Origin of the sequence: Campylobacter sp. BCW_6460, from assembly GCF_001762705.1 — a bacterium.
Classification (GTDB): Bacteria; Campylobacterota; Campylobacteria; order Campylobacterales; family Campylobacteraceae; genus Campylobacter_D; species Campylobacter_D jejuni.
The window spans coordinates 2140-27955 of record NZ_MJXI01000035.1; the positions used below are offsets into that span (position 1 = coordinate 2140).

Annotated in this window: 26 protein-coding genes and 1 other RNA gene; 4 read left to right on the forward strand and 23 right to left on the reverse strand. The window is 31.2% G+C overall.

What is annotated here, in order from left to right:
• Window positions 1-188 precede the first annotated feature (188 nt).
• A complete protein-coding gene (locus AJ881_RS07220; RefSeq protein WP_070283291.1) occupies window positions 189-1565 on the reverse strand; it encodes a replicative DNA helicase in 1377 nt (458 codons plus the stop codon).
• Window positions 1566-1704: 139 nt separating this feature from the next.
• Between AJ881_RS07220 and AJ881_RS07225 the strand changes: the two genes are divergently transcribed.
• The gene (locus AJ881_RS07225; RefSeq protein WP_070283292.1) at window positions 1705-2634 is read left to right on the forward strand and encodes a DUF2860 family protein; all 930 of its coding nucleotides are present in this window, start codon (window positions 1705-1707) and stop codon (window positions 2632-2634) included.
• Window positions 2635-2683: 49 nt separating this feature from the next.
• Here AJ881_RS07225 and AJ881_RS07230 read toward each other — a convergent pair whose 3' ends face one another.
• Entirely contained in the window at window positions 2684-4012 is a 1329-nt protein-coding gene (locus tag AJ881_RS07230; RefSeq protein ID WP_070283293.1) for an MATE family efflux transporter, read from the reverse strand.
• 207 nt (window positions 4013-4219) lie between these two features.
• Window positions 4220-5155: an NAD(P)-binding domain-containing protein gene (locus tag AJ881_RS07235; RefSeq protein ID WP_070280795.1), complete on the reverse strand. Its 936-nt coding sequence runs from the start codon at window positions 5153-5155 to the stop codon at window positions 4220-4222.
• Window positions 5156-5225: 70 nt separating this feature from the next.
• Here AJ881_RS07235 and AJ881_RS07240 point away from each other — a divergent pair, with 70 nt between their 5' ends.
• Entirely contained in the window at window positions 5226-6458 is a 1233-nt protein-coding gene (locus AJ881_RS07240) for a glutamate-5-semialdehyde dehydrogenase (protein ID WP_070283294.1), read from the forward strand.
• Window positions 6455-7540 carry an FUSC family protein gene (locus tag AJ881_RS07245; protein WP_002861275.1) on the forward strand — a complete coding sequence of 362 codons (1086 nt, stop codon included), beginning with the start codon at window positions 6455-6457 and terminating at the stop codon, window positions 7538-7540. Before AJ881_RS07240 ends, AJ881_RS07245 begins: the two co-directional genes overlap by 4 nt.
• Here the strand turns inward: AJ881_RS07245 and AJ881_RS07250 are convergent.
• The 3 genes from AJ881_RS07250 to efp form a co-directional block, all read right to left on the reverse strand.
• The gene (locus AJ881_RS07250; RefSeq protein ID WP_070278838.1) at window positions 7537-8334 is read right to left on the reverse strand and encodes an amidohydrolase family protein; all 798 of its coding nucleotides are present in this window, start codon (window positions 8332-8334) and stop codon (window positions 7537-7539) included. The two genes, AJ881_RS07245 and AJ881_RS07250, sit on opposite strands and share 4 nt — an antisense overlap.
• Before the next feature lie 10 nt (window positions 8335-8344).
• On the reverse strand, window positions 8345-9637 hold the full coding sequence (locus AJ881_RS07255) for an SLC13 family permease (protein WP_083259472.1): 1293 nt from the start codon (window positions 9635-9637) through the stop codon (window positions 8345-8347).
• Window positions 9638-10005: 368 nt separating this feature from the next.
• The gene (gene efp / locus AJ881_RS07260; RefSeq protein WP_002855210.1) at window positions 10006-10575 is read right to left on the reverse strand and encodes an elongation factor P; all 570 of its coding nucleotides are present in this window, start codon (window positions 10573-10575) and stop codon (window positions 10006-10008) included.
• Window positions 10576-10688: 113 nt separating this feature from the next.
• On the opposite strand from efp, the gene rnpB reads away from it, so the two are divergent.
• An RNA gene (gene rnpB / locus AJ881_RS07265) (RNase P RNA component class A) lies at window positions 10689-11009 on the forward strand.
• Here the strand turns inward: rnpB and AJ881_RS07270 are convergent.
• The 17 genes from AJ881_RS07270 to sucD all read right to left on the reverse strand — a co-directional run bounded on the left by AJ881_RS07270 (window position 11006) and on the right by sucD (window position 25807).
• Window positions 11006-11281, reverse strand: a complete 276-nt coding sequence (locus tag AJ881_RS07270; protein ID WP_002861272.1) for a hypothetical protein — start codon at window positions 11279-11281, stop codon at window positions 11006-11008. The genes rnpB and AJ881_RS07270 overlap by 4 nt on opposite strands.
• On the reverse strand, window positions 11262-11648 hold the full coding sequence (fliS, locus tag AJ881_RS07275; protein ID WP_002861271.1) for a flagellar export chaperone FliS: 387 nt from the start codon (window positions 11646-11648) through the stop codon (window positions 11262-11264). Before fliS ends, AJ881_RS07270 begins: the two co-directional genes overlap by 20 nt.
• Window positions 11649-11659: 11 nt before the next feature.
• The gene (gene fliD, locus AJ881_RS07280; protein ID WP_070283296.1) at window positions 11660-13603 is read right to left on the reverse strand and encodes a flagellar filament capping protein FliD; all 1944 of its coding nucleotides are present in this window, start codon (window positions 13601-13603) and stop codon (window positions 11660-11662) included.
• Between the two features lie 2 nt (window positions 13604-13605).
• Window positions 13606-13971, reverse strand: coding sequence for a FlaG family protein (locus AJ881_RS07285; protein WP_032603292.1), 366 nt, complete (start codon window positions 13969-13971; stop codon window positions 13606-13608).
• A 165-nt stretch (window positions 13972-14136) separates the two neighbouring features.
• Window positions 14137-15939 carry a menaquinone biosynthesis decarboxylase gene (locus AJ881_RS07290; protein WP_070283297.1) on the reverse strand — a complete coding sequence of 601 codons (1803 nt, stop codon included), beginning with the start codon at window positions 15937-15939 and terminating at the stop codon, window positions 14137-14139.
• On the reverse strand, window positions 15936-16859 hold the full coding sequence (gene hemC, locus AJ881_RS07295) for a hydroxymethylbilane synthase (protein WP_070283298.1): 924 nt from the start codon (window positions 16857-16859) through the stop codon (window positions 15936-15938). Before hemC ends, AJ881_RS07290 begins: the two co-directional genes overlap by 4 nt.
• Entirely contained in the window at window positions 16856-17245 is a 390-nt protein-coding gene (fxsA, locus tag AJ881_RS07300) for an FxsA family membrane protein (RefSeq protein WP_002854991.1), read from the reverse strand. Before fxsA ends, hemC begins: the two co-directional genes overlap by 4 nt.
• On the reverse strand, window positions 17242-18951 hold the full coding sequence (locus tag AJ881_RS07305) for a proline--tRNA ligase (RefSeq protein WP_083259473.1): 1710 nt from the start codon (window positions 18949-18951) through the stop codon (window positions 17242-17244). Before AJ881_RS07305 ends, fxsA begins: the two co-directional genes overlap by 4 nt.
• Window positions 18935-20233: a glutamyl-tRNA reductase gene (gene hemA / locus AJ881_RS07310; RefSeq protein ID WP_070276565.1), complete on the reverse strand. Its 1299-nt coding sequence runs from the start codon at window positions 20231-20233 to the stop codon at window positions 18935-18937. Before hemA ends, AJ881_RS07305 begins: the two co-directional genes overlap by 17 nt.
• On the reverse strand, window positions 20233-21126 hold the full coding sequence (locus AJ881_RS07315) for a hexaprenyl-diphosphate synthase (RefSeq protein ID WP_070283299.1): 894 nt from the start codon (window positions 21124-21126) through the stop codon (window positions 20233-20235). The genes hemA and AJ881_RS07315 overlap by 1 nt, the downstream gene beginning before the upstream one ends.
• Window positions 21127-21139: 13 nt before the next feature.
• Window positions 21140-21676: a hypothetical protein gene (locus AJ881_RS07320; protein ID WP_002870948.1), complete on the reverse strand. Its 537-nt coding sequence runs from the start codon at window positions 21674-21676 to the stop codon at window positions 21140-21142.
• Between the two features lie 2 nt (window positions 21677-21678).
• A complete protein-coding gene (locus AJ881_RS07325; protein ID WP_002854834.1) occupies window positions 21679-21942 on the reverse strand; it encodes a DUF2018 family protein in 264 nt (87 codons plus the stop codon).
• A 138-nt stretch (window positions 21943-22080) separates the two neighbouring features.
• On the reverse strand, window positions 22081-22638 hold the full coding sequence (locus AJ881_RS07330; RefSeq protein WP_002870949.1) for a 2-oxoacid:acceptor oxidoreductase family protein: 558 nt from the start codon (window positions 22636-22638) through the stop codon (window positions 22081-22083).
• Window positions 22635-23480 (reverse strand): 2-oxoglutarate ferredoxin oxidoreductase subunit beta, encoded by an 846-nt coding sequence (locus tag AJ881_RS07335; RefSeq protein ID WP_002854895.1) that lies wholly within the window; start codon window positions 23478-23480, stop codon window positions 22635-22637. The genes AJ881_RS07330 and AJ881_RS07335 overlap by 4 nt, the downstream gene beginning before the upstream one ends.
• Window positions 23481-24605 carry a 2-oxoglutarate synthase subunit alpha gene (locus AJ881_RS07340; RefSeq protein WP_002854757.1) on the reverse strand — a complete coding sequence of 375 codons (1125 nt, stop codon included), beginning with the start codon at window positions 24603-24605 and terminating at the stop codon, window positions 23481-23483.
• 8 nt (window positions 24606-24613) lie between these two features.
• Window positions 24614-24925: a 4Fe-4S binding protein gene (locus tag AJ881_RS07345; protein ID WP_070240562.1), complete on the reverse strand. Its 312-nt coding sequence runs from the start codon at window positions 24923-24925 to the stop codon at window positions 24614-24616.
• Window positions 24926-24937: 12 nt separating this feature from the next.
• The gene (gene sucD, locus AJ881_RS07350; protein WP_002861259.1) at window positions 24938-25807 is read right to left on the reverse strand and encodes a succinate--CoA ligase subunit alpha; all 870 of its coding nucleotides are present in this window, start codon (window positions 25805-25807) and stop codon (window positions 24938-24940) included.
• Window positions 25808-25816 lie beyond the last annotated feature (9 nt).

Consider the following 25816-nt stretch of genomic DNA (forward strand, 5'->3'; position numbering starts at 1 on the left):
TACAAAATAAAACGACAGAATATTAAAATAGTTATACTTAAAATATTATTAAATACTTATTATTATAAAACTATATGGTTTGAATTTAAAATTTTATTTTATAAAAAAAATTGATTTAATGAGAGTAAATTTAATTAAATATTAAAATTATTTGTGAGATATTTTTAATTAATTTGTATTAATTAAAGCTAGCCTGTAAATTCAGTAGCTTCGTAGCCTATAGGTTTATCTACAAAACAAGATTTTTCTTTTAAAAATACAACTTCTATAGTTCCAATAGGCCCATTTCTATTTTTTCCAACAATAATTTCAGCATTTTCTTGCATAGGATTTGGTATAAAAAGCCTTTGATAAGCTTTGCCTTCAGCTTTAGCTTTATTCTCTCTTTCTTTTTCTTCTTGCTCTCTATAAACCTCATCGCGATATACAAACAAAATAGCATCCGCATCTTGCTCTATAGCTCCACTTTCTCGCAAATCACTCATCAAAGGACGCTTATTTGCTCTTTGCTCTAAGCCACGATTAAGTTGTGAAAGTGCGATAATAGGCATATCAAGCTCCCTAGCCAAAAGCTTAAGTCCTCTTGAAATTTCACTCACTTGCAAATGCCTATCATTAAAATTTGAATTACTCATCATAAGCCCTATATAGTCAATCACACAAAGTCCTATACTTTCATCTTGAGATTTTAAACGCCTTAAAATAGCCCTTACATCAGCAATAGTTGCATAACCACTGTCATAAATATATAATTTCTTTTGACTATAATCATTACAAGCATCTCCTAAACGCTCCCATTCATCATCGTTTAAATCTGCGGTTAAAATTCTTTGTAAAGGGATAGAAGTTTTTGAAGAAAGCATTCTTTGCATGATTTGAGTTGCGGGCATTTCAAGAGAAAACAAAGCCACACCTTTATTTTGTCTTAAAACTTTATCGATGAAATTTAAACAAAGGGTTGTTTTTCCCATACCTGGGCGCGCAGCGATTATTATAAGTTCACCTCCTTTAAAACCTTTTGTCATTTTATTTAAACCCTCAAAACCTGTATCAAGCCCTATGATATTTTTATTTTCTAAAGTTTTTTGCTTTTTAAATTCTTCAAAAAGTTCTGATATTACTATATTAACATCTTTAATATCTCTAAAATTTACACGATTTGTAATGCTAAAAATTTCTTTACCAATTTCATCTGCGATTTCACTTACGGCACGATTTTCATTAATACGAGCTGGTAAAAGATGTGCAAAACTCAAAAGTTGTCTTTTGATGGACTTTTCGCGAAGTTCATTTACATAAGCAGGCAAATCTATCATAGAAGGAGTGGCAAGAATTTCTGCTAAAATCTCTTCATCTATTTTTTTATGTTTTTTTAAAAAACTTATAGAAATGGGCTCTTTGTTGTTGCTACAAGCTATAATTGCTTTAAAAATATCTTCATGAGCTTTAAGACTAAAATCTTTCGGACTAATATCGCCTGCTATACTAGCGTAAGCTTCTTCACTCATGATGCAACTGCTTAAAATAGCTCGCTCTAAATCCAAGTCATAATACTCTTGTTGCACTAAATTTCCTTATAAATATAAATAGTTTTAAAAATTTTATCTAAAAAAACTTAAAATTATAAACTTTAATTTTTTATAAATATTTAAAGTAATGTTAGTTACAATTATAATCACAACATTTATTTTATTAGGAGAACGTTTGAAAAAACATTTATTTTCATGTATTTTAGCTTCCATCTTAGCCCAGTCAGCTATGGCTGTAGATTTTCAAGAAGGTTTTAGTGGAAATTTAAGCATAGGTGTAGGTGCAAGAGATATTAAAAGCAATATTTCAACTTTAGCGGATAGTGATTACTTAGGTGGTTATGATGCTGATAATTCGGACTCTTCTTTTATTCCTTTTATCGGTGTAGAACTTTACTATGGCAACCTTATAGACAATGATAGAGTTTTTATCAAAAACTACAATGGAAGAGATATCAGCGGTATAGCTTTAGGTTATGAAAAAGCCTATTTAGAGCGTTTTAGCACTTCTTTTTCTGTAATTTCTTCTTTAAGAGAAAAAGCTTATGCAAATCCTTATCAAATAGGCAATAGAGAAGAAACTGATGTTGATAGATATGGTTTTAAAATCTCTCAACTTTACGAAAGTGATTTAGGAAAATTTACAGCTTCATATTTATTTAGCAAAAACAAATATGATAAAGACGCAGTTGAGTACAACTCTTTAAAAAGAAAGGGGTATTATCACGAGTTTGAATTAAATTACAATTATAGTTTGTTAAATTTAGGACTAAGCTATGATTATAATGATGCAGATGGAAAAGCTCAAAGTTACTCAAGATATGGTTTAAGCATGGGAGCAAATTTAGCTTTTGCTAATGACTATATCTTCACCCCAAATTTCAGTCTTAGCAAATATGAAGCAGTAGGAACAGATCCTATCTTCCACAAAAAACAAGACGGTAATATAGTTAAGCTTAATCTAAAAGTTGTTAAAAATCAATTTTTGGGCTATAACGGACTTTATGGTTTTGCAAATTATGGCATAGAAAAAAGAAATAGCGATATAGGATTTTATGATGAAACCTATCAAGTTGTTTTAACTGGAATAGGATATAAATTCTAAAAAATTATAAAAAAAGCTCCTTTGATAAAATTTAAAAAAGATCTATCCACTATAAAGATAGATCTTTAAAAATCCTTTTAAGAAAAATCCAAGCTAAAATCAAAACACAAAATTCAGCAAAAAATGGACTTAACCATACTCCATTTAAACCTATAAAATAAGATAAAAGCAAAAGAAAAAATAAAGGCATGAATAAATTTTGCATTAAGCTTAAAACCAAAGAAAAACTTGCTTTATTAAAAGCTGTCAAAAAAGAACCGCTTAGGACATTAAACCATGCAAAAATATAATTAAAAGCAAAAAGCATCAAAGCTGTATAAGCAAAAGTTTTAAATTCTTGATCATTTTCTTTTGCAAAAAGTGCTATTAAATTTTCTCCAAATATCAATATAAATACTATAGAAAATAAAGATAAAATTCCCCCTGCAAAAAATACCACTTTTATAATAGCTTTAATCCTTAAAAAATCTTTTTTAGCATAATTATAACTAAGTGCAGGTTGCATCGCATCCCCCATAGCAATAATGAGCATTATAATAAAACTATCAATATATAAAATAATAGAAAAAGCTGCCACAGCTTGAGTGGTAGAAATTTTTAACAAAACAAAATTTGCAAAAATACTATATAAAGAACCCGAAACATTGCCAAAAAACTCGCTACTTCCATTATAAAGAATATTTTTAAAAATTCTCAAATTTATATATAAACTTGAAAATTTAAGCTCTAAATTTTGAAATAAAAAAGGAATAATTCCAAAAATACCACTTAAAACAATTCCTAAACAAGTTGCAAGGGCTACCGAAAACAAACCCCAACCAAATACAACTATAAAAAGACAATCAAATACAATATTACTTAAAGCTATGATTATGTTCATAATCATACTATAGGTTGTTTTTCCACAAATTCTTAAATAATTATCCAAGGCAAAAGAAAGCATGGTAAAAGGTGCAAATAAAGCAAAAACAAACATACATTCTTTAGCCATGGTTTTAATCTCATCGCTAACATTTAGACAATCAATCAAAACAGGTCCTAAAAAATACTCTAAAATTCCAATAAAACAAGAGATTAGAAAAATAATCAATATACTAGAACTAAATATCTTTCTAGCTAAATTCTTCTTGCCTAAACCCAAATGCATAGAAATTTGCACTGCTGAACCTATAGCTATCATATCAGCCAAAGCAAAAGACATCATAATAAAGGGAATAATCAAGGCTAGTGCTGCTAAAGCATCACTTCCTAGATATTTTCCAACAAAAATTCCATCAACTATATAATAAAAAGAAATAAAGGCCATGCTTATGAGATTTGGCACGGCACATTTTACAAAAAGCCTAAAAGGGCTTAAAGTGCTAAAAATATTTGACATACAAATCCTTTAAAAATATTAAAATAAAATATTTTTAAAGACGCTAGTAGAGTGCTTGAAGTCCTAAAATATAGAAATTTAAACGATAAGTTCTTATTGTTGTTTTTGTATTAGTTTTATTTTGCATTTTCATAGATTTAAATTAAAATAACTAAGAATTATAAAATTTACTTATTAATAAGTCAAATTTAGCCCGAAGGCTAAATTTTAAAGCACAGAAAGAATTTTTACAGCGTCATTTAACCCTGTAACTATACTTGCTCCATTTTTAGTAGCAATATCTCCTGCTACAAAGATACCTTTAACATTGCTTTGTTTATTTTCATCCATTAAAGGCACGCCTTTATCATCAACATTAATCCCGCATTTTTGTAAAAAATCAAGTGGAGTAGAACCACCAATAGCATAAATAATTCTATCATAAATATCGCTTGTACCATCGGTAAAATTTACCTTAGCCTTGCCACTATCATCTTCTATCTCATTAATGTCAATTCCTAGTTTTAACTCTACTTTACCCGAATTTCCAGCTTCGTGAATATCTTTAAGATTTATATCATTTAATCTTGTAAATTCTTTTTTACGATAACAAAGGCTAACTTGATTTGAATTAGCCAAATCCACAGCGTATTCTGCTGCTGAATTTCCACCACCTACAACAAGAATTTTTTCATTTCCCAAAACTGAATTGGCATTAAAATTAATGATTTTTGTTAAAGTCATAGGAAGTTTGTAATCAGGCTTATTAGGCTTACCCATTCTACCTATAGCAACGATGATGTTTTTACACTCATAAACGCCTTTAGCTGTGCTTACTAAAAAAACTCCATTTTCATTTTTAACGCTCTCAACTTCAGAGCCAAATTCAACTTCTATATTGTGCTCTTTTAATGCGTTTTGAAAAGTTTCTATAGTACTTTCTTTGGTGCCATCTTCAAAAGGAACATGTCCATGATTAGTTCCTTCGCATCCCTTATAAGCTTTATCTACTCTTTTGCCATCTTTATAAAATTGCATTAAAGTTTGGCAAATGTTATTTGATTTTTCCAGTATCAAAACTTCTTTGTTTTTAAGCTTAGCTTCAACCGCACAGCCTATGCCTGTTGGACCTGCACCTACTATAATTAAATCTATTTTTTTCATTTATATTTACCTTTCAATTCTGATTTTTTTTGTATAATTTATCAAGTTTTTTGTAAATAAAGGATTAAAAATGCGAAATTTGCTTGAAAATATTAAGAAAAATTCTCAAAAACTACTTAACTTAACACCTAAAGATAAAGAAAAAATTATTTTAAAATTAGCTCAAATTTTAAGAGAAAATTTCAAAATTATCCTAGAAGCAAATGAAAAAGATATAGCAAATTTCACAAAAAGTGGAGCAATAAAAGATAGGCTTTTGTTAGATGAAAAACGCATTTTAGCTCTTTGTGAAGGTCTAGAAAAAATCGCTTATATCGAAGATCCTATAGGCAAAATTTCTAAAGCTTGGAAAAATTATGCGGGTTTGAGCATACAAAAAATAAGCATTCCTTTAGGACTTATTTGTGTTATTTACGAAGCAAGGCCTAGTCTTAGCGCTGAAATTGCAGCTTTAATGATAAAAAGTTCTAATGCTTGTGTATTTAAAGGTGGAAGTGAAGCAAAATTTACAAATGAAGCTATATTTACTCTTGTTAGCAAAACACTTAAGGAATTTGGTTTGCAAGATTGTTTTGCTATGTTTACTCAAAGAGACGAGATCAAGCAAATTCTAACTTTTGATGATTTAATTGATGTGATCATACCTCGCGGTAGTTCAAATATGATACAAGAAATTGCAAACAATACTAAAATTCCTCTTATTAAGCAAGATAAGGGCTTGTGTCATGCTTTTGTAGATCAAAGCGCTAACTTAGATATGGCTTTAAAAATAATCCTTAATGCAAAGTGTCAAAGAGTAAGTGTTTGTAATGCTTTGGAAACGCTTTTAATCCATGAAAAAATTGCTAAAAATTTTATAAGTCTTTTAATCCCTGAATTTGAAAAATTTAAAGTAAAAATTCATGCCCATGAAAATGCTTTGGCTTATTTTAACAACTCAAATTTAGAAGTTTTTAAAGCAAATGAAAATACCTTTGATACAGAATGGCTTGATTTTGCTTTAAGTGTAAAATTAGTAAAAGATTGCGATGAAGCTATAGAGCATATCAATAAACACAGCTCCTTGCATTCTGAAACCATTATCTCAAATGATGCTTCAAATATCGCTAAATTTCAACGCCTTATAAACTCATCTTGTATTTATGCTAATGCTTCAACGCGTTTTAGCGATGGAGGAGAATTTGGCTTTGGTGGGGAAGTTGGAATTTCAACTAGCAAATTGCATGCAAGAGGTCCTATGGGGGTTGAAGATATTTGCACTTATAAATATATAATTAATGGAGAAGGACAAATTCGAGAGTGAATAAAATAGAAATGCTAAAGCAACACTTTAAAGAAATTGCTAAACTAAATTCAAGTGAACAAGTTTGGCAAATGCCTTTTTTTGCGGCTTTAGGTGTGGGTATAGTTTTAGGGTTTAGTGTATTTTTTGGAAAATTAAACTATGGACTCATTGCCATGATAGGAGCTTTATCTTTTTTATATGTTCCAAACACTCCTTTATATCATAGAATGGCTGTTGTGATGTGCTGTTCTTTTGGCATAGTTTCTAGTTTTTTCTTAGGAATTTTAACCCATTTTTTACCTGCAATTTTTGCCTTCATCCCTATAGGACTTGTGGCCATGGGAAGTTCTATTTTAATTAGATATTATAACATTGGTGCACCTGGATATTTTTTCTTTGTATTTTCTTGTATTTTAGGAGCTTATTCTCCTTTTGAAGCTAAGGATTTTATCTTTTTAGTGGGTCTTGTTTTTCTTGGGGCAATGGTAGCTAATTTAATGGCTTTGTTATATTCTATCGTTGTGATTTATGGATTTAAAAATGCTTTACCTAGCGAAATTCCACCTAGAGAATACATAGGTTTTGATGCAGTTTTTGTGGATTCTTTGATCATGGGTTCTTTTGTGGCTTTTTCTATATTTATAGGAATTTTTTTAGAACTTGAAAGAAGTTATTGGATAGCCATTTCTTGCACAGCTATTATGCAAGGTGTAACTTTAAATTCTATATGGATTAAACAAATTCAACGCATCATAGGAACGGCCTTAGGAGTATGTTTTGCATGGTGGCTTTTATCTAAACAATTTCACAATATAGAGCTTGTTTTACTTATGATGTCTTTGTTTTTTATAGGACAATTTTTAGTCAATCGAAACTATGCTTTAGCTATGATTTTCTTTACTCCTTATGCCACTTATCTTTCGGAAGCAGCTAATTTTATGAGTGAAAATGCAAATACATTAATACTCGCTCGTTTAGTTGATGTCGTAATAGGAAGCATTTTAGGACTTTTGGGTGGTTTTGTAATTTATAAACCTTATCTAAGAGTACATTTTGAACGCATTGCAAAATACATCTTTAGGATAAAACGAAAAGCTTAAAAGTCAAATAAAACACAAGCATTGTCCCCTAAAATTTGCTCTTGTTCTTTTTTAGATACGACAACTTCATTAAAAGCTGCTAGAGCCGATGAAAAATTAATATTTGCTTCAAAATTTGTATGCGGCCAATCACTTCCAAAAACAAAATTGCTAAGTGGAAAATGTTCTTTTAAAATTTCATATATTTTCTTTGCAAATTTTATAGCTTGTTCATTATTAACATAGTCTATTTTTGCTCTATAAAAACCGCTAATTTTAAAAAATATTCTAGAGTTTTTTAAGCAAATTAAATCCTCTAAATTTGTTAAGTTTGCATTAGCTCTTGCTAAATGATCGATAACAATATTACAACCATAAGGAATTAAATTTTTAACAATATCAACAAGATTATTATCTAAATCTCTTTGAATTTCTATTTGCATTTTAAGCTTACTTAAATTTTCAAAAAATTGAGTCCAAACCGTACTTTTAAAATTTGGCAATTCTTTGCCAATTAAATTTAATCTAACTCCACAAGCTTTTCTTTCTTTTAGTTTTTGAAGCTCATCAAATTTAATACCTTCATCAACCACAACTATAGCTTTTATATTTTCATCTTTTTCGATACTCTGAAGCAAAAATTCATTATCAACACCTAAAAAACTTGGCTGAACTAAAACCCCTTTATCAAAACCATAATGATCTAAATTTGCTTTATAATCTTTAAAACTAGCGTCATAATCAGGCTTATATCTTGCATTTGCAACTGTATTTAACTTTTTCAAAAATATATGTGCATGAGTATCAATCTTCATTAAATTATCCTTATAAAATAAAACTCATTATAACAGTAGCTAAAATCGCCGCCATAAATCCTATTGGCACAGCTTTAATAAGTAAATCTTTAAATAATTTTTCCTTATATTTATCAGGACAAGATCCTAAAATTAAACTTCCTCCAGAAGAAAAAGGAGAAATAGCGGAAGCTTGAGCCCCTACAACAATACAAGAAAAAAGCAATGCCTCGCTTAATCCGCTGCTTGCAGCAATGCTTGGAACTATAGGAAAAAGCGCTGGAGTAACCACACCCAAAGTACTTGAAAAAAGCGACATAAAAGCTGCAATAGCACACATTATTAACGGAATAAAAATCACATTGATCTCATTTTCTACAAGATCTGAAAATAATTTTATAGCCCCTGCTTCAACTGCTATGCTAATTAACATCCCTACTCCACAAATCATTATCAAGGTTCCCCAAGGAATTAAAGCAACAACTTGTTTCTCATTGGCTAATTTTAAAAATAAAGCAATGGCAACAAAAATCATGGCTATCATAGCTATATCTATTTTTTTATTAAAATAACTAATTGTCTCATTATGTGGAAAAATAATATTTAGCACAGGAAAGATTAAAACAACAATAATCATCATAAACATGAGAATTAAAGTAGTTTTTTGTTTATAATCAAATGGATCAGGTTTTGAAATAACACTGGTTTGCATCTTATTTTTAAAAGCATTAAACACAAAAAAAGATAATACCACAATAGGCAAAATTATAGTAAAAGCAAAAATAATACTAGAATTTATAAAAGCTTCATTTGCTTCAATACCTGAATTTTGCATCAATCCTCGAAAAATAATCCCACTTTGAGAAGTCATAAAATTTGCTCCTCCTAAAGCACCATAGTTTATGGCCATAGCTCCGGCAATTTTACTTAAACCGATTTTATCGCAAAGTAAAAAAGTAAGGGGCGCCATAAAAGCCAAAACCGTATAAAAACCCGCTCCTAAAGCAGCTATAATAGCACTAACAACAAAAATAACAAAAGGAAGCAAATAAGGATGATTAGCAAAACGATACATCAAATGTCCAGCTAATTTTTCAAGAGTTCCATTTACGGTTGCAAAATTATAAAACAATGAAACAGCAAAAATAACAAAAAATATAGAAATAGGCCAAAAAGCTATGATTTTTTTAGGAGCTAAATCCATAAAAAAGGCTCCTATAATATAAGCAAAAATCATAGCAAAAATTCCAACATTATGTCTAGTAATATAGCCTAAAATGATGGCTACTATAATACTAGAGATGATTAAAAAAACCATTATCATCCTTTAAAATATTATAGGGCTTATGATATCAAAAAATATATTTTTCAAAGCATAAAAACAAAATCTAAAATTTAAAAAATATCTATTTAGTAACAAATTTACTCATCTTATAAAATATTTTACAGAATATCTTGAATTATAACAAGCAAAAACCCTTTTTAGGCAAAAAAACAATATCATAATCCCGTCTAAAAATATTTGAAAATAGAAAGAATATTCTCATAATCTCATCTTTATAATATAGAATTAAAACGCTACAGAAAAGTCAAGTTTAAAAATTTAAAAAATGCCTTGAAGAATAAAATAAAGAAAATAAAAAATTATATAAATTTAAAAAGCTTTGGAATACTCCAAAAGCTTTTTTTATATTATTTGTTCGCTCTTTCTATATACTCACCACGCACAGTATCAACGCGTATAACTTCACCTTCTAGCACATGAAAAGGAATTTGCACTACTGCGCCTGTTTCTAAAGTAGCTGGTTTTTTATTTGATCCTTGAGTATCGCCTTTGAAATTTGGAGCCGTTTCGATGATTTTGAGTTCAACAACTTGTGGAACTTCTACGCCGATAGCCTTGCCATTATGAAAAAGTACATCTACCATCATACCATCAAGCATCCATTTTTTTGCCTCACCCACATCATCATCACTGATAGCTACTTGTTCATATGTTTGTGTATCCATAAATTGGCAATTTTCACCATCATCATAAAGATACTGCATAGTTTTATCTTCTAAATTTGGAGCTTCACATTTATCGCCTGCATGGAAAGTTTTTTCAAGTACTTTACCATCAATAAAAGATTTGATTTTAATACGCACAAAAGCAGGACCTTTACCTGGTTTTACATGCTGATACTCAACTATTTTAAAAGGAATTCCATCGATTTCTATTTTAAGTCCCTTTTTTAAATCACCCATTGAATAAGATGCCATAAATTTCCTTTGTTAAAAAATAAAAAATAATTCTATCAAATTTTGATTGATATCACAATAAAATTATTTTATTTGATAAAAAAATAAGTAAAATTACGCTAAAATTTAAATTTAAAGCATAGTAAATGCTCGCTTCTTTTTAGAAGAGGAAAGTCCGAGCTGCTAAAGACAAGCATTCCATCTAACAGATGGCTAGGGCAACCTAAGGGATAGTGCAACAGAAAGGAAACTACCACACAAGTGGAAAAGGTGAAACGGTGGGGTAAAAGCCTACCAGCGATTTTGGCAACAATTTCGGCTATGTAAACCCAATGTGCAGCAAGAAGGGATGGTTAGCGTCTTTGTTTTAACCCTTCGCTTGATTTTGTTTGTAAAAACAAAACTAGATAAATGAGCATTCAAGACAGAACTCGGCTTATCGCTATGCTTTTTAAGATCTAACATAGGTCAAAGCTTTTTGAAATTTTTGAATTTCAACAGCCTTTGCTTTTTTCTTTTGTTCAATTAGTGCAACAGCTTCTTGCAAAAGAGCTTGAATTTGATAAAATATATCATTTATATTTTCTTTTATAAAGTCTTCTGAGGGCGATCTTTTAGCTAAATTTTTAATAAAAGCTTTCATATCAAGTTTATCAAGCAAATTTTCAAGCTTATTAATATCTTCTTGAATTAACGCGAGTTTAAAATCATTGATCCACTGTTTCATTACTATGCACTTCTCTCCAAGCTTCTAGTAAACCTTTGGTTACATTTATAACTTCATTAATTCTTTCTTCGTTATTTTCTAAATTTGCCAAAGATAAAAGTTGAATTTCTCTTGTATAAAGCCCACTTAAATAATGCGCCACATCTCCACCTTTTTCATAATCTAAAGTATTAATAAGCTCTATAAAAATAGCTGTTGTTCTTTTTACAAAGTATACTCTTTGCTCTATATCCTCGTTTCTTATCGCCACTTTAGCCCTTGCACAAAAACGCAAAATTCCCTCATAGAGCATTTCGATAAGTTTTTGCGGAGATTCTATCCCCGCTTGATTTTGAGAATAAGCATTATAAGCTAAACTATTTTGCATCTTTTTTATCCTTAATTATTAGAATTATTTGCTGCATTGATCATATTAGTCACAGTTGTTAATTGCTGATTAAGTTTATTTAAGATGCTCTCATATTGCAACCATTGATTTGCCATTGTATCATACCTTGTATCAATCAAAGTTTGAGTTGATTCTTTGGTTTGGGTTAAAGACTTAGTATCATTTGTTAAACTCTCATCGTATTTTGTTAAAGAGCCATCTTTGCCTGTTATACCTTGTAAAGTTGTTTTAAGTTGCGCAAAAACACCCACACCTTCAACTGCCTCAGCAGCAATGCTCGTTTGGCTTAAGCCAAATTGTTTAAGAAATTCGCTATCTCCTTTTATGGCAAAATCAGAACTTCCGTCGGTTTTAAAATTAAGCTTATATCCTTTTTCTCCATCTTTTTCATAAGTTTCAACTTTAACTGTTAAACCTTCAATACCTTTACTATTGATATGATCAGCTAGATTTTGAAGCATTTCTTGCTCTGTTTTTCCTGTTAATTTAAAATCAGTTCCATCAGCATTTTTAGATAAATCATAAGTTTCAAAATTCGTAACAATTTGAAACTTACCTGAAGAAAAACTTATACCTTTATCATCACCTTCGCCCACATATTTGCTAAGACTACCTTCTTTAATTAAATCACCAGTATAGTTTATATCCTTGTATTGAGTAATACCTGAAAAAAAGCTTTCAGTTAAATCAGGATTTTCTTTCATCTTGCTTTCAAAAGTGGAAGAGTCAAAATTTAGAGTTCCTGACTCAGTCATACTTAAACCATAGTCTTGTAAAGAAAGCATTACCTTAGCACTTACTTTATTTCCATTAGTATCTTCTACAGTACCATCAACTGATTGAGTTTTAAAAAGCGCAGAAATAATACTTGAGCGTATAGAGTTTACTTCGGTTACGCCTTGTAAAGAACCTTTGGTTCCTGTTTCGCTGTTATAGTCTGTAGCGGCATTAAGATTTAACACTAAATCATTATAGGCATCAACCATATCTTGCATAGCCTTGGTAACAGACTCACTATCTTGCTGAACATCAAAATTAATTTCACCTGTTTTATTTAAAGTCAAAGTAATACCTACACCAAGATCGGTTATAGTATTGCTCGATCTTGTCATCTTGATACCATCCATGGTAAATTTAGCATCCTGAGCTTTTTGAATATGCAAAGGATTATCTTCGCTATCAATAATGCCAACACCTTTTTTACTTTTAGCAGGATCAAAATCTTCAGCTTTTAAAGCATCTTCATCGAGTTTCCAACCAAGACTTTCAAAAACACTTTTAGCATTTTCATCAACTTTGTATTTACCATCAGAATCTTTTGCACCCGGATAAAAGCTTATAGCACTATCTTCACCTGTCTCCTTACTCGTTAAGGTTAAGCGATAAGGTGCATCTTTTTCTCCTGTATTTACCATCTTAGCTACAATTTCTCCACCCGTAGCAGTATTAATCTTATCAACTAAATCACTATAGGTTGTATTTTTATCTATAGTAACGCTATATTCTTTTCCATTAGAAAAAAAAGTTAAATTTGTAGGTTCTTTTAAACTTGCATTGATAATTCCTGTATCATTTACCAAACCCTTGCTTTGATAAACATCTTTTTGGGCAAGTTGAGTTACATTGATATTCATGCTTTGCAAAGCAACACCTGAAGTCACACTAAGGCTTGCAGGAGGATTATCAGTGATACTTGCTATAACCTTTCTTTTTGCAAAAGCCGTAGAGTCTCCTAAAGACGATACAGCTGCTTGAAAAGCAGAAAGCTTGGTTTTAAGCTCGGTTAAATCTTTTTGTTTGGTTGTATTTTCTTCGATTTTTTTAGTATAAGGATCAATACGAGCTTTTTGTTCTGCTTCTTTTAACTTGTCTAAGGTTTCTTGAGTTAAAACCCCAGAACCAAATCCTAAACTTGATAAACTACCGAATGCCATTTTTAACTCTCCTTATCAAATATCATTCCTATCACATCTCTAAAATACTCAGCTAATCTCATAGCTTCTTCGCTAGGAATTTGACGAATTTCCCTTCCAGTACTTTTTTCAGTCACGCTAATATACATAGAATTAATTTTATCACTATAACCAAAACGAACATTAGTATCTAAAGAATCCATTTGTTCATTTAACTTTTTTGTAATATCAGCTAACTTTTCATTCACACCTTGCTGTTGTCCATCATCGCCTCCTTGGCTTTGACTTCTATCGGTTTGAATGTTTAAACTAGCCTGTGTCTCACTTGTTCTTTGGCTAATGTTTGCCAAAGCTGTATCCATTTGCCCATTTGCCTTCGATATTTCCATTTTAAAATCCTTTTTAAAATTTCTTATTGCTAGTTACAAGCTTATATCGACAAATTTATAAATTTATGAACACTTAGTAAAGAAAAATTTATTTTTCAATATAAATTCAATATAAAAAATAGTAAGCAAAAACTGTGCCAAAATTTTAAAAAAATCTCAACTATCTTAAAAAATTTCAAATTTATTAAAAAGATCTGGATTATTTTCTAAGATATTACGTAAGATTAAATCTTCTATCACGCTTTTAGTGCAATCTGTTTGCTTAGGCCAAGTTCTTAAATAGCCCTCAACTTCACCCTTAGCACTTGCATCCACTCCAAGCCTTTCTTCTTTGATAAAAATATCTCTTTTAGCATCTATATTATTTACCACACGCCAAACAAGCATATAAGGGTTTTCAAGCTTATTTTCAGTATCCAAAAATACTAAAATCCTAAAATGTTTTTTAAATTCTAAAAGCTTATTAAAACTTTGTTCGATTTTTTCTTTTTTATCAAGCAAAATGCAAACTATAGGGCTTTTACTTTCTTTATAAAATTGCTTTAAATTTAAAAGCTCTACCTTAGTTTTAAAAAGTTCTAATAATTTTTCATCTTCTAAAATTTCAAGCTCTTCTACTTGTGTTTCCTTGCAAACATCAAGTCCTGCTTTACCTCCAAAACAAGAATTAGGCGAAGCATGATCTAATTGATCACAAATTCCTTCTGAAATTAAAATTTTCTTTGTATCAAAACGATTTAAGATATAAGGAATTAAAGCATTATAATCTTTCAAAGAAGGTGCATTTTTATCTACAAAAATCGCATGTTTAACAAAACTCATTTGCCCTACTCCCCAAAATGCATGCATAATTTGTTGCGCATGAGCGGGATATTTTGCATCGATTTTTGCTAAGATAAGATTATGAAAAACTCCATTTTCAGGCATATTATAATCAATTAAATCAGGTACTGAAGTTTGAAGCAAGGGTAAAAAAATTCTTTCGGTACCAAGCCCCATAATCTTATCTTCTAAAGGAGGCTTTCCTACAACCGTTGCTTGATAGATCGCATCTTTTTTAGTATAAATTTTTTCTACTTTCATCACAGGAAAAAGTTCAGCAGGAGTGTAAAAACCCGTATGATCTCCAAAAGGACCTTCGATTTTAAACTCTTCTAAATCCACATAACCTTCAATAACCACATCGCTATCATAAGGTACAAAAATACCATTTTCACAAGGGGTAAGTTTTGCAGGAGTTTTTTTAATAAAACCATAAAGCAAAAGTTCAAAAATTCCTTTAGGTAAAGGTGCTTGAGAACACCAAATATAAAGCGGATCTCCGCCTATAGCTATACTTACAGGCATTTTTTTAAAACCAGCATTTTTGTATTCGTGATAAAAATTTGCCCCATCTTTATGAATTTGCCAATGCATTAAAAGTTCATTTTTATCACTCATTTGCAAACGATACATTCCAAGATTATTTTGAGTTTTATCTAAATTTTGCGTATAAACTTGCCCCATGGTGATAAATTTACCCGCATCATCTTCCCAAGTTTTAAGCACTGGAAGTTCTTCAAGGGAGTTTAAAATTTCATAATCATACAAGGCTTTATTTTTTTTCAGTCTTTTAGGAGGAACATTTTTAAAACTTAACAAATTCATAAAAAAATCCATTTTTGCTTTAAAACTCGTAGGAATATGAAGCTTGGTGAGTTTTGAAATTTCTTCAGCCACCTCTTCATAATCACGCCCAAAAGCTAAATTTAAAGCCTTTTCATTGCAAAAAGTATTCATCAAAACAGGAAATTTATATTGTTTATTTAATTTTTTATCTATAGGATTTTTAAACAATAAAGCCTTCCCTTTTTCTCCTTTTTTAGCTTCTATATAGGCTAAATGAGCGATTTCAAGATCTACATCTACAGGCTCTTCAATTACCCTTAAAAGATCATTTTCTTTTAAAATTTGAATAAATTCTTTCATATCATACTCTCAGCTTTTTTTAAAAGTTCTTTAGCACCTTTAGCAATAAACTCCTTAGCCAAACTCTCTCCAAAACCTTTAAAATCATCTTTTTTAATCATTTTTTTATCTTTTAAAATTTCACTTCCATCAGGAAGTCCAAGCACCGCACGCACACAAATTTCATCTCCTAAAAGCTCTGCGTTAATACCTATAGGAACCTGACAACCCCCTTCTAAAGTAGCGATAAATTCTCGTTCAATGCTTGTTTCAATCAAAGCATTTTCATCATTTAAACATTTTAAAAGTTCTAAAATTTTTTCATCATTTATGCTTTCTATACCTAAAGCTCCTTGAGAAGCCGAGGGAATAAGCTCATCCTTGCTAAATTCATAAACAAAATTCACTTGCTTATCTAAGTTTAAACGTTTAATTCCCGCCATAGCTAAAATGATCGCATCAAATTCATTGTTTTTTAATTTTTCTATACGAGAATTAACATTACCACGCAAAGAAATAATCTCTAAATCAGGTCTTAACAATAAAATCTGCATCTTGCGTCTAAGACTAGTAGTGCCTATTTTTGCACCTTTTGGCAAAGAAAGAAAATCTTTATAATTTTGACTTAGCATAGCATCATTACTTTGCTCTCTTTTACTTACCGCTGCCAAAACTAAACCTTGAGGAAAAAAACTAGGCACATCTTTTAAACTATGCACCGCCAAATGTGCTTCTTTTCTTAACATACTTTCTTCAAGTTCTTTTGTAAAAAGTCCCTTACCGCCAATTTTTGCCAAAGGAGAATCCAGCAAAACATCACCTTTTGTTTTATAACCTTCTAAAAGCACTTCAATTTGATGTGTATTTTTTAAAATTTGGGCTACATGCTCACTTTGCCAAAGGGCTAATTGACTTTTTCTTGTTGCGATAATAAGCTTCATTTTCTATCCTCTATAATTTCAACATCAATGATTTCTTCATTAGAATTTTGATACTCTTGCTTAGTGTATTGATATTTTGATTTAGTTATTAATTTCAAAGCAATACCAAAGAAAAATACAAAAATTCCAAAAACACTTGTAATAATCCCTGGAAAAACAAGTAAAAACCCTGCGATAACAAAAGAAAATTGTGTTAACATATCCTTTAAGCCACCCATTTGAAATTCAAGCATATTTTTCCAAAAAATTCCCAATAAAACCGCACCAAAAATCATACTCAAAAGTATGAAAAATAAAAAATTGCCAAAACCAAAAAACACTATAAAAAGTATACTTGCAATAATTTCAAGTACAAATAAAGGGCTTAAACTTAATTTATAATTCATAACACTTTCTTTTTAAGAATTTCCATAAGTTCATCAGTTTTTATAAGTTCTTTTATCAAACCTTCTCTTTGGATAAGCTCTATTTCATTCTTTTCTAATCCTTTACCAACAACTAACGCACAAGGAAAGCCCATAAGTTCAAAATCATTCATTTTAACCCCAAAACGCTCATTTCTATCATCAAGCAATACCTCTAATCCAAGATTAGTTAAATCCTCATAAAGCTTATTAGCAAATTCTAAAGCCTTTTCATCTTTGAGATTTGAAACAATAATTTCAAGCACAAAAGGAGCTAAAGTTTTATTCCAAATACATCCTTTTTCATCATGACTTGCTTCAATAGCTACAGCCAACAAGCGTGAAACACCTATGCCATAACATCCCATGTAAAAAGGCTGACTTTTGCCATTTTCATCTAAGAAATTTGCATTCATCGCTTTGGAATATTTTTGTCCTAGTTTAAAAATATGCCCTACTTCTATACCTTTGCTTTGTTTTAATTTTGCTCCACATTTAGCACAGCAATCCCCTTCTTTAACTTCAATCAAATCTTTAAAACGATCTTTGTTTAAATTTACAACATCAATACCGATTAAATGATAATCTTTTTCATTCGCACCCATAATCATTTGCTTTTCGTTTTCAAGCTCAAAATCTATATAAAAATCTATATCTTTTAATCCCACAAAACCTATAAAACCGGCTACCAAACCAGCTTTTTCTAATTCTTCTTCGCTCGCATCAACTAATTCAAGAGCACTACAAGCATTTTGAGCCTTGATTTCTTGCAAATCATCACTTCCTCTTATAAAAAACACAACTAATTTGCTTTCATTTTCGTAAATAGCTTTTTTTACCACCGCTTTAATCGTATAAAAAGCATTGATTTTAAAAAATTGTGCTAAAGAATCTATAGTTTTAATATTTGGAGTGTGAAATTTGCTTGCATAATTTGCTTCAGGACGCTCATCTTGACAAGTTTTTTTAGCTCTTTTTGCAGCTTCAACATTAGCCGCATAATCACAATTTTCACAAATTAAAATATCATCTTCCCCGTTTTTTGCCAAAACCATAAATTCTTTAGAACCACTTCCGCCAATAGCCCCACTATCAGCTTCAACTGCTCTAAAATCAAGCCCTAAACGCTTTAAGATATTAGAATAGGTCTTATACATAAGCTCAAACTCACGCCCTAAATCTTCTTCACTAACATGAAAACTATATCCATCTTTCATCAAAAATTCACGACATCTTAAAAGCCCAAATCTAGGCCTTGCTTCATCACGAAATTTAAGTCCAATTTGATATAAATGCAAAGGAAGTTGTTTATAGCTTGTGATTTTGTTTTTTACCAAAGAAAGCATAGCTTCTTCATGTGTTGGACCTAAAACAAATTCATTTTCTTTTCTGTCTTTAAAACGCAAAAGCTCTTTTCCAAAAACATTATAACGCCCACTTTCTTGCCACAAACTTGCAGGAGTGATAAAACTAAGATTTACTTCTTGTGCTCCAGCCTTATCCATTTCTTCTTTAACTATATTTTTAATCTTGTCTAAAACTCTTTTTCCCAAAGGCAAGAAATTATAAAGTCCGCTACCAATTTGTTCTACAAAACCTGCACGCGTTAAAAAAATATGACTAGGTAAACTCGCATCTTTTGGCGCTTCTTTTAAGCTTGGTGCATAAAATTTAGTAAATCTCATCATTATTCTCCATATCAAATTCACATTTATATTGATTTAAACCTTCAAGATTATTTTGCAAATCAAAAACATAACGCATAGCATTAATCACTGTATCGCTTTGCATTTTACCTTGTAAATGCTTCAAATTTACAGTAGGTGTGTGTAAAAAAGCCTTAAAAACTTGATGAATCAACTTTCTAGCCTCTTCTTTGTCGGATTTTTTCAAGTATCCTTTTTTTAACGCAATTTCAAGTTGTTTATCTGCATATTCTTTAGCTTGCAAGCGTATAGCTTTGATAATAGGCATCAAAGCCAAATCGTTTAAATACCTAAAAAATTCACTTGTTTCACGGCCTATTATCCCATAAGCCATGCGAGCTTCTTGTTCTCTTAGTGCTAAATTTTTTTGAACTACAATCTCAAGATCATCTACAGCAAAAACAGATATATTTTCATTTTCATTAATATCAATATCCCTTGGAACTGCAATATCAAAAAAATACCTTTTGTAAGGAAGTTCTTCTATTAAAGAATTTGTAATAATAGCATTTGGTGCATTAGTAGCTGAGAAAAAAAACTCATATTGATTTAAATATTTTTTTAAATTTTCTAAACTATCATATTCGCTTAAAACACCAAGTCTCTCACACAAATCTTTAGCTTTTTGCAAGTCACGATTTAAAATAATCACTTTAGCACCAGCAGCAATTAAATGTTTTGCCGCAAGTTCTCCCATCTCTCCAGCTCCAATAACAACAGCTTTTTTTTGCGTTAAATCTGCAAGTTCTTTTGCTTTTGCTACGGCAACGCTAGCTACAGAAATAGGATTTTTAGAAATTTGAGTTTCATTGCGTACCTTAGCAGCACATTTAAAAGCACTATGTACCGCTCTTGAAAGATGTACTCCGCAAAAATTATTTTTTACAGCAAAAGCAAAGGCATCTTTTAATTGCCCCGCTATCTGAGTTTCTCCAACCACCAAACTATCCAAAGAACTTGCTACGGAAAAAAGATGGTGGATTGCTCCACTATCTTCAAAAATATCAGCTTTTTCAAGTAAAATATCTTTATCCACATCACAAAGCAAAGCCAAAGATTTAACAATAAACTCCGCACAGGCCATTTTTACAAAAGCAACAATTTCAACACGATTGCAAGTGCTTATAACCAAACATTCTTCAATATTTTCATGAGTACTAATGACTTTTAAAAACTCACTTTTTTTAGCTTCATTGGAAAAGCTTAACTTTTCTCTTAAGGTAATATCTGTATTTTTATGAGTAAAAGATATACAATAATACATTAAAATTCCCTATCTATCATAGCTTTAATAATATCATTAAGCTTGTTATTATCATATTTTTCAATCGCTTTGCTAGCCTTTTTTGCATAAGTTTTAGCTTCTAAAATAGCTTTTTCCAAAGCTTTTTGTTCTTCAAATTTAGTTTTTAGCCACTCTTTTTCTTTTTCATTTAAATCTTTTTTAAATAAAGTCTGCAAATATATCCTATCTTGTTCTTGTAAATTTTCATAAAGATAAATATAAGGTAAGGTAGTCTTACCCTCTTTAAAATCATTCATAGCAGGTTTTCCAAGAATTTTTTCATCACTCTTAATATCTAAAATATCATCAATCATCTGAAAAGCGAGTCCTAAATTTTTTCCATATTCTGCAAAATCTTTTTCATATAATCCAGCCAAAATAGCTCCACATCTCGCACTTGCTTCGATAAAAACAGCTGTTTTATTATAGATCATTTTCAAATAAGCTTCTTTATTGATATTAAATTTCTTTCCCAAATCAACATCCATAAGTTCACCTATAGCAAGCTTTACAACAGCATCTGAAATAATACTTGCAAATCTAGCATCCATTTTGCTTAATTCATAAAAGGCTTTTGAATACAAAATATCACCCAACATAAGAGCATTTTTTGTACCAAATTCAGCATTAACAGATCTTGTTCCACGTCTTAACTCACTCTCATCGATAATATCATCATGCAACAAACTAGCAAGATGTATCAATTCTATAGTTGCACAAATTTTAAAAGCAATCTCACTCTCATCTGCGATAGCTAATAATAATTTAGAACGTAATTTCTTTCCTGATTTTACATTTGAAAGCATATTTAAAATAGGTTCATAGTCAAGCTCTTGTAAAAACTGTTTTATTAATTCATCTATTTTTTGCACTATCTTTTCCTTGTTAATTGCTATTATTATTTTCTTTGTTTGTTAATGGTTTTACCTGAGGTTCGTTAAAATTAATCATAGGAACAACCTGATTGTTTTGCGGTGGATTTTGCAAAGCTTTTTTTCTCGGATCTAAAAATTCCACCATTAAACGAGATTCCTTATCTTCTATATAAACTGTAAAAGTTGCCAAACCTTTATTGTAAGCACTAAATTCTAAAATCAGTCTTGCTCTATCAATATGTGGATTGGTATAATCAGGTATTAAAGTTTGAGTTACCCAATCTAAATTTCTTCTTAAACTCATCACAAATTGACGCGGATATTTGCGAAATTTCGAATGTACGATGATATTAGTATTATCAAACAAAGTCCAATAAAAATCAAAATTTTGCACCTTATCTTCATAGCCTATTTCTTTAATCTGCACACTAGCTCTCTCATCTTTTTTAAGTATAAATTTATAAGTATAATCAAAAGTTGGTTCAGATGCTAAAACATTGCTAAAAATAAAAAAAATACAAATTAAACAAGGGCTTATTTTAAACAATTTTAGCCTTCGTGTCCTAAAATTTTTGCGCCTAATTCTATATAAATATCATTTTGCCTTTCTTCTATAAAATCACCATTTTCTAATATGAAATTTTTTACATCCATTTCTGTTAAACCTTGTTTTTCTAAAAGTTCTACCATGGCAATATGATCAGCAAAAAATTCCTCAAAAACTTTTTCTAAGGCTCCTAAATTTCCATTTTGTATAATTTCTATAAATTTTTCTTTTGGAGTTTTATTAAACATTTCATCAAAAAAATCCATTAATTTTCCTTGAAAATATAAGTTTTTGATTATAAAATTTTAATCGTTAAAAGTAGCTAAATTAAAATAATTAAAATTTAAATTTTATTTGCAATATGTAAAATTTTAGAAGTTAAATTCCGCATAATGCGGAATTTATTATGAATGTGGTTTTGCTTGAGTGGCGTATTTTACACCCAAATCAAAAGCTTTAGCATTTGCGTCACGAGTTTTTGCAGGAACCATATGAAGCATAGTTTCCTTTAAAACATCTAAATCTATACATTTGCTCATATAAGCAGCAATTGCAAGTGCTACAACTGATTGAGTAGCCACATTTCCTACCTCATCTTTAGCTATGGTAATAATAGGAATTTCAAAAATTTGCCATTTTTTATAATCTTCACTTTCAGGATGTACCAAATTTGGCTCTACAACTATGATGCCTCCTTCTTTTACACCGCCACGAAAACCTTTATAGCCCTTATCTGCAGTCGAAAGCATAAAGTCTATCTCCCCTTCTACAGCATAAGGAAATAAAATTTCTTTATCATCAATGATAATATCCACCTTAGTAGGGCCACCACGCACTTGTGAAGTATAAGTTGAAGCCTTAAAAGCTTGGCGACCTTCTTTAATGGCTGCTTCTGCTAAAATTTCTCCTGCGGTGATAACACCTTGTCCGCCTTCACCGCCAAATCTTAATTGATATTTCATTTTAAAGCTCCTAAATCCACCATTCTTTTTTCTTTGGCTGCACGACGTACTTCTTCATAAGCGTGGCAGTATTCTGGCTGAGAATTATCTTCATGTAAAATTCCTGTTGGAAATTTATCTTTTCTTTCTTCAAAATCCATGCTTTCAAATTTAGCTTTATCCACAACGCGATTTTTAATCCAATCAAGCATAGCTACAGCTTCGCCCATTTTGTTTTTTCTACCTAGATTGATATGACAATTTGAAAAAACATCTACAAAACTATAACCCTTATGCGCTAGAGCCTTATAAATTAAATTTTCAAGCTTATTAGCTTCGATCACATTACCCCTTGCCACAAAAGAAGCTCCTGCAGCTTTAGTTAATTCACACGCATCAAAATTAGGGTCAATATTTCCAAATTGAGCTGTTACTGTATAAAAACCTTTTGGAGTGGTTGGGCTTGTTTGTGAATTCGTAAGTCCATAGATAAAATTATTGATCACAATGTGGGTTAAATCAATATTTCTACGACAACCATGTATGGTATGATTTCCACCAATTGCCAAAGTATCCCCATCTCCACTTACTACAATAACATGTTTACTAGGATTGGCTAATTTAATACCTGTTGCATAGGCTATTGCCCTACCATGAGTTGTATGAACTGTATTGCAATTTACATAAGAACTCATTCTACCACTACAACCTATACCCGAAACAAGACAAACATCATCCATATTCCAACCAAGTTTTTCTATTGCACGGATAATACATTTTAAAACAACGCCATCACCACATCCCCAGCACCACTGAGTAGGCATTTTATCTACTCTTAGATATTCATCATAATTAAAAGCCATTTATATATTCTCCTTTACCTTAGCAATAATTTCACTTGGAGTGATAGGACGACCATTTGCACGGTGCAAGCTAATAAAATCGCGACGCGAAGTTACTCTTTCAATCTCTTCAAGATATTGTCCCATATTAAGCTCGCTTACCATTACTTTTTTAAATTTGCTTACAACTTCAGCGATTTTTTTCTCAGCCACTGGATAAAGAGTAATTGGACGGAAAAGTCCCACTTTAATCCCTTGTTCTCTTAATCTTTGTATAGCTTCTTTTGCTGAACGACTCACGCTTCCATAAGCAATGATTAAAAATTCAGCATCATCAAGCATATACTCTTCATAAGCACAAATATCTTCTTGATTGTTTTTAATTTTACCTATGAGTCTTTCCATATTTTTTTTCACTATAACTCCATCTTCAGTTGGAAAACCTATATCTCCATGATGAAGTCCTGTAACATGATAACGATAACCTGTAAAGAAAGGATTTAAAGTTGCAGGCTCATTTTCTCCTGCTGCATAAGGTTTATAATCCTTTTTATCTCCTTCGAATTTTTTACGGTTATAAACTTTAATATCTTTTAAATCAGGTAAAACCGCTTTACCATTCATATGCCCTACAGTTTCATCCATAAGTAAAAACACTGGAGTCATATATTTTTCAGCTAAATTAAACGCTCTAATGGTTTCTGTATAAGCTTCTTCAAGACTTGCAGGAGCAATAGCAATGCTTGCAAAATCCCCATGAGTTGGTGCTTTAGCCTGAAACAAATCTCCTTGTGCTACACGGGTTGGAAGACCTGTTGAAGGACCACCTCTCATAACATTTACAATCACAAGTGGAATTTCGGCAATAAATGCAAGTCCTATTTGCTCTGCTTTTAAAGAAATTCCAGGACCGCTACTTGCAGTCATGGATTTTACTCCACTCATTGCCGCACCAATAGCCACACTAATACCTGAAATTTCATCTTCCATTTGTATAAAAGTTCCATCATTTGCAGGAAGCATATGACTTAGCTCGTGAGCTATCTCACTACTAGGGGTAATAGGATAGCCTCCAAAAAATTTACATCCACAATCAATCGCAGCTTTGGCGATTAAAACATTACCTGTTGCTATAACTTCTCTCATTATTTTTCCTATGTTAATTTTTTGTATTTGTTATTTTTTACGGCTACAGCTCTATCTTTAGACTCAGCAGTAAGTTTGGCAAATTTAAATTCATCTCTTTTTGCCACCATAATAGCAAAATCAGGGCAATGTGTCTCACACTCGGTACAGCCTATACAGGATTCAGGGTGTACCACCTCTATCATTTGTCCTAAAACCGCATGCACATCATCGCGCATAGCTAAAACCCCAGCGGGGCAATAGCTAACACAAATATTGCATGCTTTGCATCTATGCTCATCTACCCAAACAGGGGTATCTTTTGGAGCTGTCATACTCATGTTTTTCCTTTATCAACCTAATATTTTTTGAATTTCTTCACCAATTAAAGCCGGAGAATCCACCACATGAATTCCGTAACTTTTCAAAGCTTCTTTTTTAGCCACAGCACTTTCATCAGCACTTCCTACTATGGCACCTGCATGCCCCATTCTTTTACCTTTTGGAGCAGTTGCACCTGCAATGAATGCTACCACAGGTTTGCTAATATTTTCTTTAATAAATTTAGCCGCTTCCACTTCCAAACTACCACCAATTTCACCTATCATTACAATAGCTTTAGTTTCATCATCTTTTTGGAATTCACTTAAAAGTTCTTTATAAGCAAGACCTATGATAGGATCACCGCCAATTCCTACTGCAGTAGAAATTCCATAACCACCTTGAACTACCTGATTAGCAGCTTCATAAGTTAAAGTTCCACTTTTTGAAATAAGCCCCACGCAACCTTTTTTAAAAATAAAACCTGGCATAATTCCTAATTTGCATTCTTCAGAAGTGATAATACCTGGACAATTTGGTCCAATGATTTTCATACCCTTTTTATTAGCATATTGCTTAGCAAACATCATATCCTTTACAGGTGTATGCTCTGTGATTACAACTGCAAGCTTAATACCCGCATCGGCTGCTTCAATCACGCTATCACCCACAGCAAAAGCAGGTACAAAGATCAAGCTCACGTCAGCCTTTGTTGCTTTAACCGCATCTGCAACGGTATCAAAAACTGGTTTACCTAAATGAGTTTGTCCGCCTTTATGAGGGGTGACACCTCCAACTATATTTGTACCATAAGCCATGCATTGCTCAGCGTGAAAAGTTGCTTCTTTACCCGTAAAACCTTGAACTATTACTTTTGTATTTTTATTAACCAATATACTCATTTTCTATCC